Below are 15,024 nucleotides of genomic sequence, written 5' to 3'. Positions count from 1 at the left end.
TCATTTTCCTCAGCGCTGTGCTCTTGACTGGTGCAGTGATTAATGCTTTCAAAAACTGGCAGTTAAGACACCGGCTTGCCTCATTGCCTCTGGAATTAAAGAATGCGACTTCCATGCCGGCAGATACGGTGATTGATATCAACTCTGCGACACCTGAACAACTGGAGGCTTTACCCGGAATTGGACCGGTGCTGGCACAGCGAATTGTAAGTTACCGGGAAAAACATGGTGCTTTTAAGGACATTTCTGAAATCTGTAATGTCTCAGGTATTGGTCCAAAGAAATTTGCCGCATTAAAAGAATTCATTGCCTGCAACCAAGTTCGTGCGAGGCTTGATTCCCTGAACAGGCAGGCGATACCCCCTTCCGGGAAGAGGGTGTTAAGCCGCGTTAATCCCTAGCTCGTTAGAAAATCGAGGCTGACCATATTCATTGAAATGTGTTCCCAAGTTATTTCTGAATAATCGGTAGCTTATTCAGGGATAGGAAATCACTAATAAGGATATTAGGGCAGGATAATATGGACGCGAGTTTCAGTTTAAGAACACCGGTCTCGATTTCAGAGGCAATGAAGCAGGGAGCAGCTGTAGGGGGAGCCCGGGGCTAGCCCTCTATAATATAACTTCCTGAAATTGCGGTAGTTATAAATAGGGTCTTAATTTCGGCTGGCCACAATAAAAAATACGCAATTTCCCTGCCGGAGTCGGCGGTTAGTTAATTGATTGACACTAAGTCGAGTAATTTATATAATTTTATTTATCAATGTTTTTGTTTCTCCTGCTGGTGCTGATATTTGTTGGGTGGGGTATTGTTGAGTACCAGCTTCACCTCCGTAATCTCAGAACAATTCCGATTCGGGTGCAGGTCAACGGTACAAGGGGTAAGTCGTCGGTGACGCGTTTGATTGCTGCGGGCCTTAGGGCAGGCGGTTATCGGGTAGTCGCTAAAGTTACCGGAACGAAGCCGAGATTCATAATTGGTGATAATGAAGAATATCCGGTGCGGCGTCTGGGCAAGGCAAACATTATTGAGGAGTTGAGAATTGTCCGTCTGGCACAACATTACCAAGCACAGGTGCTCGTGATCGAATGTATGGCACTGGTGCCGGAGTATCAGCGGGTAGAAAACCGGATGCTGATCAGGCCCACCCATGGTGTCATAACCAATGTTCGGGCGGACCATCTGGATGTAATGGGTCCGACAGTTTTGGATGTAGCCCGGGCTTTAAGCAATACCATTCCCCTGAAGGGCAAGTTTTTTACTGCCGAACGGGGCACACCCCTGAAAATTCTCAAACAGCATTTGCGACCGGGCGTAGAAATGACGGTCACTGATCCCCTGACTGTAAGTGATGAGGAAATTGCCGGTTTTTCCTATGTGGAACACAAGGAAAATGTTGCACTTGCTCTGGCAGTATGCGCAAGTCTGGGGGTTGAACGTAAAACGGCGCTTGCTGGTATGCAGCGCAGTCTACCGGATTCGGGTGTCATGCGGATCTACCGGATTGCCGACCGGGGCAAAATCTTGGAGCTGGTGAACACACTTGCTGCCAATGATCCTGATTCAATCGGTATGCTCTGGAAAATGGTGGCGAATCGGAATAATCATCGAATTGTGCTTGTGAATTGTCGCCGCGACCGGGCAGACCGCTCACGCCAGCTTGCTGAGCTGGTAAAAGACTGGGATTACGATTATCTGGTTGTCACTGGTGGGTTGACGGGTGTATTTGTTCATCGCGCAATTCAAGTTGGAGTTGTCCGAGAGAAGATAATTGATCTCGGCGGTGAGATCGAACCGGCAGTTGTCTATGACCGTGTATGGAACCTGATTGGAGAGACCGCTTTAATCTTTGCCACGGGTAATACGGTAGGCTATGGCGAGAAACTGATTAACTGTTTTGTAAGTAAAAGTGAGGGGAGATGATTATAGAAACGATTGGTCTGGGCATGCTCGTTTCTTTTTTACTGACCGAGACAATCGGGCTTGCTGCCGGGGGGATTGTCGTTCCCGGCTATATTGCGCTGATGCTGACTGAACCGGTCCGGATCGTGGCAACAGTACTGGTTGCCATGATAACCTTTCTCATAATCAGAGCTTTGTCAAGGGTTATGCTGGTTTTCGGAAGGAGGATGTTACTTTTAGGTATATTGATAGGGTATCTTCTGGGGTATGTTACTAAAATTTTTCCCCCGGTAACGATAGATTCCCTGCGGTTGGATTTGAGTGTCATCGGATATGTCATTCCGGGACTTATCGCTTACTGGATGAACCGCCAAGGGGTGGTTGAAACACTCTCCAGCATGATCCTTGCTGCAGTGCTGACGCGGTTGGTAATTCTGGTTATTTCCGGCGGGAGTGTGTAATGCGGCGGCGCCGGGGAAAGGTAAATCGCTGGGTTATCGCCAGTTTAGCTTTACTGGCACTGATTTTATTCTACTCCGAACTGAAAACCGCGCGCTTCGTCAAAACCCGTTTATATTCTGAGAAGATTCTGTCGGCACAACTTTCTGCTCAGGCTTTCAGTATAATCAAAAATTACCGGGTTACGAAGCTGGAATTGCCAATTGACAGCGTAAACGATCCCAACGGAACCGGCCTGATCGGACTTCAATACTCGCCGATAACCTATGGTCGCAGTGATTTGAGTGACGCTTTGACGGTCACTAATCCGAATTTCAGTGCGGCTTTGATTGAACTTTTAGTTCGCGCGGGGGTTAGGGCTAATGATACAGTGGCGATTAACTGGGATGGAACTTATCCAGCATTAAATGTTCAGGTGCTGGCAGCGGTGAGAACTTTAAGGCTGACCCCGGTCATTGTAACAGCACAAAGTGCCGGAATGTGGGGTGCAAACTGGCCCGGTTTTACCTGGTTGGAACTGGAACGATTACTTCGTGATGCGGGGATCTGGGACTACACTACCGTGCTTGCAACTGTCGGTGGGGAGGCAGATGATGGCCGAGGGATTTCTCCTGAAGGGAGAAATATATTGAGACACATTGCTGATTCATTGTCCGTTCCGTTGCTGAGCTCAGAATCTTTAATACAGGCAATCAATAATCGCATGGAAGTTTTCAGACGGTGTCGATTGCTGATTGCGGTGGGGTTACCGGTTACCAACTCTGGCGATCCGCTTCTTAAACTGCCGACCAGAATATTTTCAGACCGGCATACAAAGGTGGGCAGCGGGATTGTCGCTGAATTTATCAAGTCAGGTCGACGGGTAATCCACATTGCCAAACCTACTCGCATTGCCCTTGATTACCGTTTGCCAGTAGCACCCGAACCCTTGCCCGAGATTGGGCGTGGTCGGCTTTTCTCTGAACGTCGCTATTCGGTCGGTCTGGCAATCGTATTTTTGGCAGTTCTGATAGTGCTTCTGATTTTTGTTGTCCGTTATGATATTGAATTCTATCTGGGGGTTAAATCTGAAGAGGAACAGGAGGCAGTATGAAGCGGTTAGGGCTTTTTTTGATTCTTGCCAATGTTGCGTCAGCAGTCCAGATTTTATCAAATTCTGACATCAGACAGGTAAAACTGCAGGTGCTGCGTCCGGTTGATGTTAATTATTATCTGCTGGCAAAAAATCAGTTTGCTGATTTCACAGTTACCGGGATTCCTGATACCGGTGTCTGGGTCCGTATTTATACAAGACTGTGGTTTGGGGGCAAAGGTAAATCCGGTTCTGCGGGATGGTACACTTTAAGCATTATCACAACAGATTCAATCCGTCGATTGCGGTTCCAAACAACCGCTTCCCGCTCCACGCAAGGACCGGCCGGGCAGACGGTCGGCAGATGGCGCTCCTGTTATCTGCGACTGACCTCAGCTGTGCCCGGGGTCAGACTGGTACTGGACAGCGCTTCTGCCGAAACGGTTGCGGTACGCTTCCGTTTCCAGGCCCCACGGGCGTGGGAACGGTTGAGATTAAATTTGGTGTCGCCTCTTACACTCGTTTTTTCTGATACTGCCCGGAAGAATCGAATTGATTCTCTCTATTATCCAATTAAAACTTACACACCATTCCGCTTTACCGTTTCCGGTCCGGGTCGAATCAGACTGCGGTTGCGAATCGATTATGATCCGACAATGACCGGTCACCAGAATTTTCTGGTAGAAGTGAAAACTAAAGATACTTTGCTCAAGGAACACAGTTTTCGCGTAAAACCGGAGTTCGGAGCACGGTATCAGGAAGCAACCGGGGTTATACCCTCAACTGAGAAGACGCTGGTTATTGAATTAACCGAAGGGGAGCATCAGCTGACTGTAGTAATCAAAGGCACACCAGCAAAAACTGCGGCGGTAGCGATTGAACGTCTGGCAGGGGAAAAATATGAGTAATCTCCGGAAGATACTGATACTCGCGCCACTGATAATTGTATTGCCTGCATTAGGCAAAGAACAGTTTTCCAGCAGTTTTTATCTGGGCGCCGACTATGACCGAAACTTGTTCTGCCTTTCGCCTTCAGAACTCACCAGTTTTCTTCAGCGGCAAGATACAATGCGTTTTCCCTACCGTTCCGCTGACGACCTTGATTTTACTACTGTCGGTGAGTTGGCAGTTCGTTTTTCCCCAAAAACTTCCCTGAGCCTGCGGCTGAGGGGTCATAATTATCTTGTAAATCGGGAAAAAAGTTACGGCGTGATTGGTGTTGAATTCGAGCAGCAGCTGGGCCGATTCCGCCGGGTGTTGCTATATTATCGCTGGTTGCCCAGTTATCTGCTGCGGTATTACCGGCCGGTAAATTCCAGCCGGTATTACCCGTGCCGGTTCAGTGAACAGTTAGCGGGCATCAGTTTTGAACAGCGATTGGCTAAGATAAGTATCACCCCCAGCTATCGTTTTGAGCATTATGACTATATACCACCTTTTCAGTACTATAATACCTCAGCCCACTGTTTTGAACTGAAGCTAAATTGGCGGGAGAGCACAAGCTTGAGGTTCCTGTCTGGCTACAATTTCAAGCTTGCCCGGGCAGCAGCTGAAATTCCCGATATATCCCACCTGGAACACAGCTTATTTCTGGCACTGGCGATTCATCCCCGTCTTCATCTGTTGCAAATTGGTTTTCGACCCGAGTATGAATACAAATATCGTTTATATACTGCCGAACCAGTTGATTCTGCTCATTATGGGAGAGTTGACCAGTTGCACATAATAAATTTAAGGTTTGATTACCGGTTCAATTTGGGCACAGTTTATTTCTGGTTCGGTCCGGAATGGCGGGATGTTGATGCTCCTTATCATAACAAGATTGAAGAAATAAAGGAGTACCGTACATTTCATGCCGGTCTGGGGATTACCGTGAGATTGAAGTCTGTTTCGCCCAGTCATCCTAAACAGGAGGGTGAGGAATGAAAAACAGATCTCTTGGAATTTTCTTTGTAGTAGCACTGTCAACTATGATATTAACCTGTATCAGACCGGTGTCTGCACCCCTGCCGGTGATACTGAATTCACCAGTGGGGGAGACCGTTGCGACAGGGGATATAACTTTCAGCTGGCAAACACAACAGCCGGCAGTAAGTTATATTCTTCAGGTGGCATCAGATTCAAATTTCCGCAAAATAGTGATTGAGGAAACTGTAAATACAACTTCAGCAAACCTGCATTTCAAAACTGACGGTCGTTACTGGTGGCGAGTTAGGGCATGTAACGAAAGTAATATCTGGGGTTTCTGGTCAGAAGCTGCCTCTTTCATTCTCCAGCGATTCAGGGTCGTGGGCGCACTAAAAACTCAGGGCTATCCCCATGACCTTGCAATTCTGGGAAACAGGCTTTTTATTGCAGATGGACAGGCTGGTTTAGCGGTCTATGATATCAGTATTCCCGAACAGCCGAGGCTTCAGGGGAGATACTTGGATTCACTGAATGTAGCCTGGGGGGTAAAGGCCAGAGATTCGCTGGTTTTCCTGGCTTATGGATATAAGGAACTTGTAATCGTCAATGCCGTAAGGCCGGAAAGCCTAAAGATTACCGGTGTATTGGAATATCCCCAACCTGGTTATGGTTACGCACTGGCACTTCGCGATTCTTGGGTATATGTTGCTGCCGGAGCGCAATTTATTGCGGTTGACATATCACAGCCAGAATATCCCAATCTGCGGTTTCAGTATTACTATCCCCGTAATTGCCGGAGTATCGCCATTGAGAGCGCAAACGCTTATGTTGCGTGTGAGCAACTGGGAATTGCCGTTTGGAAACTAGATACTTTTCCTCCACGACAGACAGAAACTTTTGATACCGATGGGAATGCCCGCGGTGTTGACTGCAGGGACGGTTTTATCACCGTTGCCGATGGACGAAACGGCGTAATTTTTTTGCAACAGGAGCAAACCGGCCATCTAACTGAGTTTGCTACTCTGCAGTTAAATGGTTATGCCAGTGCAGTAACCATTGAAGATACCCTTGTATTCGTCGCTTGCGGTTCCGGTGGCGTTGCGGTAGTAAACTGTGCCGACAGAGCAAATCCGTTCTTGATGGCAACAATTGCCAGTCCTTATGCTTATAAAGTGGGGGTAATTCCCGGAACGCACTATTTCTTTGTGCTTGATCGGGATCTCGGAATTGTTACTGTTAAAAAGGAGTTTTAATGATGCTACACTGGCTGTATTTTGTTTTTGCAGTATCAGCGGAGGCAAATCTGGTGACGAACTCTACCGTACAGTTCCGCCTGACTTCAGCTGAGAATGATACAGTTACCTCACTTCTTGTACCGGTAGTAAATAGCCAACTTCCGGAGGTTAGGGCTGAAGGAGATGGTTCAGTCCGGTTTGGGAAGCGAATGATAGCTGGCGGGGTAGAAGTCATTCAGGTGATCGTTTCCAGGTCTATTAAAGAAACTGACATTACTGTTAATTATTCCTGTCCTTTAGATCGCATTCAACCCAGAAATTTGATGCCAGATTATCTCTTCCCCTGGTTGCCTGCTGCAGGTCATGATGAACAAATGCCCGGTTATCTGATAATCGTGCCTGACGAATTTTATGAGAATATACTACCACTCGCCCGTTGGAAAGAACGCAAAGGCTTTAAGGTCTGGATCAAAAAAACATCTGAAACTGGAACCCAGCGTGAGCAGATAAGAAGCTATATTCAAAATGCTTATCAGACTTGGGAGCCGGCGCCAACATATGTGCTATTGGTGGGCGCGATTAACAAAATCCCCGCATTTCCTACACCTGGTGCTACTTCCTGTGTCACAGATCATACTTATGCCTGCGTTGATGGAAATGATTATCTTGCAGATCTTTTTGTCGGCAGACTTCCGGCAGCCAACAGTTCAGAACTTGATTGTATTGTAGCAAAAATTGTCGGATACGAGTCCAATCCGTATTGTGAAGACACTCTGTGGTTTAGACGAGCGTTAATGGTAGGAACAAGTTATCAGGAAGGAGGAACCCCGGCGGTCACAGCACTCGTAACGAAACGAATAATTCGGGAACGGTTACTAAATCGAGGTTTTAATTGCGTCGATACTGTGTTTTATCCTCCCACTCGATATGGCCGAGGACCGATTGATTCCGCTGTTAATCAGGGGGTAACATTAATTAATGGCAGAGGCTGGGGACAGGCTACCGGATGGATTTATCCTGAGTTCTGGCGTGAAGATGTTGCCAACCTTAACAATGGCTGGAAACTGCCGGTGATTACCAGTTTATATTGCGGCACCGGTAACTATCAGGCAAATCCCTGTTTTGGTGAGGTCTGGTTAAGAGCAGGAACTCCTGTCAGTCCGCGCGGTGGGGTAGCATTCTGGGGTTCATCCTACACCGGGACTTCCACCCGCTGGAACAACTGTATGGATTATGGTATTTACAATGCGATGCTGGAGAGGGGAATCGTCACGCTTGGTCCGGCGATGTATGCAGGGAAAATAGAACAGCTGATTAATTTCCCACTGCCCGAGGATTCCTCGGACCTCAAGATTTACTTTCATGTCTACAATCTCCTTGGTGATCCGGCGATGAACATCTGGCTTGGTGTTCCTAGGACAATAAGTGTATCTCATCCTGCTATTTATCCAGTAGGAACTGCGCTGTTCAGTGTTGAAGTGCGGGATAGCGAAGGACAGCCGTTGAAGGACGCCCAGGTGTGTCTTTACAAGCCCGGAGAGGTTCAAGCGGTCAAGAAGACCAACTCTTCAGGTGCTGCGGTCTTCACAATTAACACTACGACAACCGATTCACTTTATATAACCGTTACCGGCAGAGACCTCAAGCCTTATCTGGCGGCAATTACTGGTGAATACCGCGGGTTGCTGATTGGTTATCAGTCTCACAATCCTGCGATGGTTACCCCTGGAGAAACAAGCAATTTAACTGTAAATTTGAAAAATTATGGAACAAATCAGAGTGCGTTTAATGTAACAGCGATATTAAGTTCACTGGATTCCTTTGGGGTTGTGATTGATTCGGTACGAAATTATGGAACGTTGGCTCCTGGTGAGGTCCGGAGCGCGGAACCATTTCCGGTATATATTGCCCCTCCTTGTACGAATGGACAGTGTATCAATCTGCAGTTGAGAATATTAACTGCCGACAGCAGCTGGACATCGGATTTCCATCTTGCAGTTTCCGGACCGAAATTCAAAATATTGCGTTCAGTAATACATGATACAAATGGTTTTATCGACCCTGGAGAAACAAGCGAAGTTTCATTTATGATTCAAAACCAGGGGGCAACCGCTGCAACCGGAATAGTCGGCATCTTACGCTCTTCCAATCCCTTTGCTGTGGAGATCCTCGATTCTGCTGCTGTTTTTGGGAATGTTGCACCGCAGGAATCCATTGTCAATGAAACTGATCATTTCATAGTAAGAGCTGCCCCGGAAATAGTTAAGGGTAGAAGTTTTACACTCTACCTGAGGCTGATTGGCGAAGGATTTCAACAGCAGATCAATTTTCCCCTGCCAATAGGCAAACCGTCTGTCAGCTCGCCTCTTGGTCCGGACCGGGGCGGATACTGGGGATATGATGATCTGGATACAAACTGCCGGGAGCGCCCGGGTTTTGACTGGTATGAAATCGACCCGAATCGCGGCGGACAGGGGGAGAGAGTACTTATAGGCAAGGACCGGGCGATTCCGGTAACTTTACCGTTCCGCTTCCGGTTTTACTGTCATGACTATGATATAATTTCTATTTCCGACAACGGTTATATTGCGTTCGGCAGTACCTGGTGGGGCGAACCTTATAACTGGGAAATACCGTCGGCTCAGGGACCGGATGGATTTGTGGCGGTTCTCTGGGATGATTTTCTGACCGATACACTGAATGCGGGCGGAGTTTTTTACTATTTTGATGAACCGCAACACCGTTTCATTGTTGAGTGGAGTAATGTCTATCATGTGCACGGTTTCCGCAATCCGATCATAGCTGAACAGCAGACATTTCAGGTGATCCTTTATGATCCGTTATTTTACCCTACATCAAGCAGCGATGGGCCAATCGTCTGTCAATACCTTGATGTTCGAAATGACGATTCAATTCCCAATAATAATCACAATTTTGCAACAGTTGGTATTCAAAGCCCGGACCACAGAGCCGGTCTGTCCTGGACCTATGGAGGTTACTACCCCACTTCGGCAGCAGAAATCTGTAATCACCGTGCAATCAAGTTTACAACAAATCCTCCAGATACATTTACTATGATCCAAGAAGCCAAGGATAAATCTAAACTTGCCCAGATTAAAATTCAGCCGACAATTGTGCGTGATGGGATCTGGATCGAGGCAAGCAATACCGGCATGAGATCAATTATTGAACTTGTGGATGTTGCCGGGAATATCGTATCTACTCACCATATTAATGCCAATATCGAACGAAACCACCGGTTCTATATGAAACTGGGGCAGAATCCTAATTTGAAACTTGAATCCGGTATCTATTTTATTCGGTGGGTCAGTACCGAGGGAAAAGCTTTTCCCTTAACAACACGAATAATTTACATTAAGTAAGTTAAGAAAGGAGAGATTATGCATCATAAATCAAAGTTGCTGATGTTCAATGTCTGCCTAATGGTTGTTTCGGTTGCAAATGGGCTGATATACCATGGTATCGCAACTCCTTCCGGAGGAGTACATGCCTGGGTGGTCACTATTGAAACGACCGCGGTCCTTCATTCCGGCAATTTTGGTTCAAGCTGGGATACAGTAGAGGTGCCGACTATTCGTGACTTCTTTGATGTATTTTTCTATACTTCCGATTCCGGCTGGACCTGTGGACGGGCTGGCGATATATGGGGGACAACTGATGGGGGGGTGACTTGGACAAGGCAGAATTTAGGCGGTCCTAAACATGCTGCCCGCATCCGTTTTGTTGATGGGGAATTTGGCTGGGCAGCGGGTGGTGATATTGTTCAGTTGCGAACGACCAATGGGGGAGCTGAATGGCAACAGGTTTTTCTGCCGGTGCCGCCATTTCCTTCAGGAGACACTGCAGAGTTTCAGGGGGTCTGGTTTGTTGACCATGATTATGGCTGGCTTGTAGCCGGACACTGGCCTGCCGGTGATACATTCCAGGGAGGCCAGGGGCTGATTGCCAAAACTACCGATGGTGGAGAGAACTGGCAGATTGTGCGCCGGGATACAACTTATGACTTTTATGATGTTTACTTTGCCGATTACAGTAACGGCTGGGTGGTCGGCGGAAATGATCGGAATTTTCAGGCAGTTGTACTTTATACGAGCGATGGGGGAAATTCCTGGATCCAGCAACAAGTTCCACCCGATGCCCGCTTTTTGCGTGCGGTTAAATTTATTAACCGTAATTATGGCTGGGCTTGTGGCAGAAATGGCACAATTATTCATACCACTGACGGAGGAATTACTTGGGTTCTTCAGAATTCAGGAGCCGATTCCACCCTTTTTGATATCGATTTTGCTGATACATTGAGCGGTATGGCTGCCGGTAATGGAGTTGTAGTTGTCACTACAGATGGCGGACAACATTGGAGTTCCACGTTGATCGGAATTGAAGATCCCGGTATTCAGTGGAATTTTAAGCGAGCCCAGTCTGCTGTAATATTAAACCGGACATTATTCTGCGTTACTTCAGGCATACTCATTGACATAGCCGGCCAAAAGCTATGTGAACTTTGCCCCGGAGAAAACAATCTCAATGGATTAAGGTCGGGAGTTTACTTTTTCATTCCGAATTCGTTGATGAATAATGCCGGCATAATGAAAGTGATAATCAAATAACATATGAATCGATTGAAAATCTCCGTGATTTTGACCTTTCTTCTGGGGCAAATCGTTCTGGGACAGCAGGGTGCAAAGTATCTGATAATCGCTTATGATCCCTATGTTCCGATTTTACAACCACTGGCTCAGTGGAAAACCCAGAAAGGAATCCTCGCTAAGGTTGTGCCCGTATCTCAAGTGGGTACGACTCCAATCCAAATTCAGTCCTACATCCGGAATGCCTACAACAACTGGCCGATAAAACCGGAATACGTACTGCTTGCCGGTTCACCTTCTCAGATTCCCAGTTATAACGGCACTACTGATTGTTACTACGGTGATATGACCGGAGATTACAAAATGGAAATTTCTGTGGGGCGGTTTTATGTCACGAATGCACGAGAATGTTCTACACTGGTGGCAAAAACGGTTGCCTATGAACGATCTCCGGTGTTGCCTGACAGCTTGTGGTACAAGAGCATAGTTACTTGTGTTCGTGAGGACAATGCTGCCGACGATACACTTTACTGGGGAGATTCTCGGTTGTTGCACCAATTCTGCCTTTTAGCTGGTTATGTCCATATTGATTCGTTCAGTAAAAACCGGGGAAATGGGAGTGGCGATGTTACTGCAGCGGCAAATTCCGGCCGGAGTTTCATTACTTACCGCGGACAGGGAGTAGGTACATGGTGGGATCCTTTTAATGCGATTGATCCTTTCTCCTGGACAAACCGTGAAAAGATGCCCATAGTGATTGGGGCAACCTGCGCTACAATCAGTCTGGAATCCGGAGGTGGAAATTCAATGTACGGAGATAAATTCGTGCGCGCAGGTACCCCGGGGACTCTTGGCGGCGCAATCGCCTATTTTGGGACAACGGGCATAGTCAGTCATGGGGCGCATTACCGCAGTGCCTGTTATCGAGGGTTTTTTACTGCGATTTTTGCAGAGAATCAGTATCATCTTGGTCCCGCAACCCTGCGCGGTCGGTTCTGGATTGATTCCTTATATCATGACCAGACTCGCTATCAGGAGTGGAATTTGCTTGGAGACCCGGAGTTAGGTGTCTGGACTGATATCCCGCATCATATTGAGGTTTACTACGATTCGGTTATTCCGATCGGTCCCCAGACTTTCCGGATTGAGGTTGTTACTGACGGGCAGCCAGTTGCTGGTGCTCTGGTTTGCTGTTCCATGGACAGCTCAATGTATGTCACCGGTGTTACCGACAGTGCCGGTTGTTCATATCTTGAGATTAACCCGGGTCATATCGGAAGTCTGGATGTAGTGGTTTCCGGCAGAAATCTGATACCTTATGAGGGTAATTGTCGGGTGATTGCAGGTGGTATTCCATATTTAATTATTTCAGGTATAACAATTGATGATTCTACAGGGAGCAACGACCGCGTAATTAACCCCGGTGAGAGGATCGTACTGTATTTTGCTCTGAAAAACGCCGGTGAGGCAACGGCAACGGGTGTGACTGCTGTTTTCAGGAGTTCCAGCCCGCACATTGCGCTTATTGACAGCATTGCTTATTTTAATTCAATCGAACCGGATTCAGTGCGCACTGGAGATGGGGTTGAATTTATCGTCGACAGCTTGAGTCGTGAAGGAACCGTTATTTCTGCAACCCTGCTGGTGCGTGATGCTGATAATGATTCCTGGCGCTTACCCGCAAATTTAACAATCCGTGCCGGAAAAATTGTTATTGATACCGCATTGTTTATTGATTCAGCACCATATGGGAATGGAAATGGAGTAATCGGCAGTTCTGAGAGCGGTCCACTTTATATTGCTATTAGCAATCTTGGGGGCGGTAATTTAAGAAACATGCAATTAACCCTGACTTGTCTTGATTCGAATGTTGCCGTCGGCGATTCTCAATCCTATTTCGGCACGGTTAACGCCGGGGAAAGTAAAAGTGGAGACAGGGACCCTTTTGCTCTTTCAGTTAGTCCATACCTTCCTAAGAATAAACCTCTAATTTTTAAGATAACAATACACGGTCAGGGTGAGACATACCCTTATACTGATACGGTTTCTATTTCACTGGCAGGAGAAATGGGAACGGTTTCTGATCCTTCCGGTCCGGACAGTTATGGATACTGGTGTTATGACGATTCTGACACCGTTTCCGGTAGAGCGCCTATTTACAGCTGGGTGGAACTTGCACCTCCTGGACCGGGAATCGTCATTCCGGCAGTATCGGATTCAGATGCGGTGACACGCACTTTACGCCTGCCGTTTCAGTTTAAATTCTACGGCAGAGTAGACACCATAATTTCCGTTTGTTCCAATGGTTTTCTTGCACTTGGATATACTACCTACCGTTCGGGTAATAACCGTCCGATTCCCGATACCGTCGGTCCCCCTCTGATGATCTGCCCATTCTGGGATGATCTTAATCCTGACGAAAACAGGAATGGTTATGGCACGGCTTACCAGTATTTTGATTCAATCAACCGTCGGTATTACATTGAATTTAAAGATTTTGCTCATTATAACCAACCCAACATCCGGGAGACATTTCAAATAATATTGTTTGATCCCAGTTTTTACCCTACACGAACCGGCGACGGAGAAATCGTTTTTCAATACCAGCAGGTAGCATTGAATTCCTCCTGTACGGTGGGAATTGAGGATTCATCTGAAACAACTGGTATCCAATACTTGTACAATAACATCTATCACCCAAACGGAGCATATCTTCAATCCCATCGTGCACTCAGGTATACTACCAATGCGCCTTTGTCAGTACAAGCGCCCTGGTTGATTCTGGCTGGTGTGTTTCCTTCAGATAATGCTCATGGGAATGGCAACGGTTTCTGGGAGCCCGGAGAGAGCCTGGAAATCTTTGTCACCTTGCTTAATCGTGGTTTGGGTTCTGCTACTAACACTGTCGCCAGACTAATTCCCTGCGATCGCAATACCTCAGTTTACGATTCTGTCGCTCAGTTCGGTACAATATTACCTGAAAGTGCAATAAGCAATGAATTTGATCCTTTCCACTGTATAATTGATGATGGTCCTTCCGATTCGATTGCCGTTTTTCGATTGCAAATTTCTGCCGATGGTTACAACGCAATTCTGTTCTTTACCTTGGGTATCACTGGTTGCACCGGTTACTATGAAGAGGGAACGGGAAAATATGCCACGCGTCTGTTAGGGATAATTCCCAATCTGGTCAAAACAACAACTCGAATTTATTATTCGCTGGGCAGTCAAAGCGACGTCGAATTTACGTTGATTGATGTTTCCGGAAGGGTTGTTAGAACTGTTCGTCAGAAATCCCAAGTCCCTGGATTACATGCACTTGGTCTCTCTTTGACAAACTTGCCGGTTGGGGCGTACTTCTGTAAACTTTGTATTAAAGAGGGGCATAATGAAAAGATATTTATTGGAAAAATCCTCTGTATTCATTGATGTTAAAGCGCCAGTTATGTTCTTGGGGACGCTTGCAGTAATATTTTCATTCTGCAGCAGTAATCATGCTCCCAGTAGGCCGGTCATTATCGGTCGGAACCACGCGTTCGTTTCAGATACGATATCAATTCGTATTTATGCAGTGGATCCTGAAGATAATGTTATCACATACCTGATCGAATGGGGGGATACGACCACGGCGAAGTGGTCTCCGTTCTTTCAAAGTGGTGAAACCATTCCCCGGACTCATGTATATAGTGACACCGGCATTTATTTTATTCGAGCAAAAGCACGAGATATTGATCGGGCTGAATCTGACTGGTCTGATACTTTTTCAATACGAATTGAAGCCGAAACCGTTGGAATGGTTCCCAAGAGGAATTGACAATGATTGGAAAGTCTGAATATAATA

11 protein-coding genes are annotated in these 15,024 nt (G+C 46.8%); all 11 read left to right on the top strand.

The genetic code is table 11. From position 1 onward, the window contains the following. Window positions 1-35 precede the first annotated feature (35 nt). The 11 genes from ABIK48_04120 to ABIK48_04070 all read left to right on the top strand — a co-directional run bounded on the left by ABIK48_04120 (window position 36) and on the right by ABIK48_04070 (window position 14,997). A complete protein-coding gene (locus ABIK48_04120) occupies window positions 36-401 on the top strand; it encodes a helix-hairpin-helix domain-containing protein (protein ID MEO0021341.1) in 366 nt (121 codons plus the stop codon). 361 nt (window positions 402-762) lie between these two features. Next, the gene (gene pgsB / locus ABIK48_04115) at window positions 763-1,923 is read left to right on the top strand and encodes a poly-gamma-glutamate synthase PgsB (protein ID MEO0021340.1); all 1,161 of its coding nucleotides are present in this window, start codon (window positions 763-765) and stop codon (window positions 1,921-1,923) included. Continuing rightward, the gene (pgsC, locus tag ABIK48_04110) at window positions 1,920-2,363 is read left to right on the top strand and encodes a poly-gamma-glutamate biosynthesis protein PgsC (GenBank protein ID MEO0021339.1); all 444 of its coding nucleotides are present in this window, start codon (window positions 1,920-1,922) and stop codon (window positions 2,361-2,363) included. Before pgsB ends, pgsC begins: the two co-directional genes overlap by 4 nt. Next, window positions 2,363-3,454, top strand: a complete 1,092-nt coding sequence (pgsW, locus tag ABIK48_04105; GenBank protein ID MEO0021338.1) for a poly-gamma-glutamate system protein — start codon at window positions 2,363-2,365, stop codon at window positions 3,452-3,454. Before pgsC ends, pgsW begins: the two co-directional genes overlap by 1 nt. Beyond that, on the top strand, window positions 3,451-4,341 hold the full coding sequence (locus tag ABIK48_04100) for a hypothetical protein (GenBank protein MEO0021337.1): 891 nt from the start codon (window positions 3,451-3,453) through the stop codon (window positions 4,339-4,341). The genes pgsW and ABIK48_04100 overlap by 4 nt, the downstream gene beginning before the upstream one ends. Then, window positions 4,334-5,359 (top strand): hypothetical protein, encoded by a 1,026-nt coding sequence (locus ABIK48_04095; GenBank protein MEO0021336.1) that lies wholly within the window; start codon window positions 4,334-4,336, stop codon window positions 5,357-5,359. The genes ABIK48_04100 and ABIK48_04095 overlap by 8 nt, the downstream gene beginning before the upstream one ends. After that, entirely contained in the window at window positions 5,356-6,594 is a 1,239-nt protein-coding gene (locus tag ABIK48_04090) for a hypothetical protein (GenBank protein ID MEO0021335.1), read from the top strand. Before ABIK48_04095 ends, ABIK48_04090 begins: the two co-directional genes overlap by 4 nt. Then, window positions 6,594-9,959: a C25 family cysteine peptidase gene (locus ABIK48_04085; GenBank protein MEO0021334.1), complete on the top strand. Its 3,366-nt coding sequence runs from the start codon at window positions 6,594-6,596 to the stop codon at window positions 9,957-9,959. The genes ABIK48_04090 and ABIK48_04085 overlap by 1 nt, the downstream gene beginning before the upstream one ends. An 18-nt stretch (window positions 9,960-9,977) precedes the next feature. Next, window positions 9,978-11,204 carry a YCF48-related protein gene (locus tag ABIK48_04080; protein MEO0021333.1) on the top strand — a complete coding sequence of 409 codons (1,227 nt, stop codon included), beginning with the start codon at window positions 9,978-9,980 and terminating at the stop codon, window positions 11,202-11,204. A 3-nt stretch (window positions 11,205-11,207) separates the two neighbouring features. Beyond that, window positions 11,208-14,612, top strand: coding sequence for a C25 family cysteine peptidase (locus ABIK48_04075; protein ID MEO0021332.1), 3,405 nt, complete (start codon window positions 11,208-11,210; stop codon window positions 14,610-14,612). After that, window positions 14,572-14,997 (top strand): hypothetical protein, encoded by a 426-nt coding sequence (locus ABIK48_04070; protein MEO0021331.1) that lies wholly within the window; start codon window positions 14,572-14,574, stop codon window positions 14,995-14,997. The genes ABIK48_04075 and ABIK48_04070 overlap by 41 nt, the downstream gene beginning before the upstream one ends. Window positions 14,998-15,024: the final 27 nt, after the last annotated feature.

Source organism: candidate division WOR-3 bacterium (genome assembly GCA_039801085.1).
Lineage (GTDB): Bacteria > Hydrothermota > Tepidihabitantia > Tepidihabitantales > Tepidihabitantaceae > JAOABP01.
This window is presented reverse-complemented; position numbering and strand designations above follow the sequence as displayed.

Coding starts and splice junctions, on each gene's coding strand:
- pgsB (MEO0021340.1), top strand. CDS start 763: ATGTTTTTGTTTCTCCTGCTGGTGCTGATATTTGTTGGGTGGGGTATT.
- pgsC (MEO0021339.1), top strand. CDS start 1,920: ATGATTATAGAAACGATTGGTCTGGGCATGCTCGTTTCTTTTTTACTG.
- pgsW (MEO0021338.1), top strand. CDS start 2,363: ATGCGGCGGCGCCGGGGAAAGGTAAATCGCTGGGTTATCGCCAGTTTA.
- ABIK48_04100 (MEO0021337.1), top strand. CDS start 3,451: ATGAAGCGGTTAGGGCTTTTTTTGATTCTTGCCAATGTTGCGTCAGCA.
- ABIK48_04095 (MEO0021336.1), top strand. CDS start 4,334: ATGAGTAATCTCCGGAAGATACTGATACTCGCGCCACTGATAATTGTA.
- ABIK48_04090 (MEO0021335.1), top strand. CDS start 5,356: ATGAAAAACAGATCTCTTGGAATTTTCTTTGTAGTAGCACTGTCAACT.
- ABIK48_04085 (MEO0021334.1), top strand. CDS start 6,594: ATGATGCTACACTGGCTGTATTTTGTTTTTGCAGTATCAGCGGAGGCA.
- ABIK48_04080 (MEO0021333.1), top strand. CDS start 9,978: ATGCATCATAAATCAAAGTTGCTGATGTTCAATGTCTGCCTAATGGTT.
- ABIK48_04075 (MEO0021332.1), top strand. CDS start 11,208: ATGAATCGATTGAAAATCTCCGTGATTTTGACCTTTCTTCTGGGGCAA.
- ABIK48_04070 (MEO0021331.1), top strand. CDS start 14,572: ATGAAAAGATATTTATTGGAAAAATCCTCTGTATTCATTGATGTTAAA.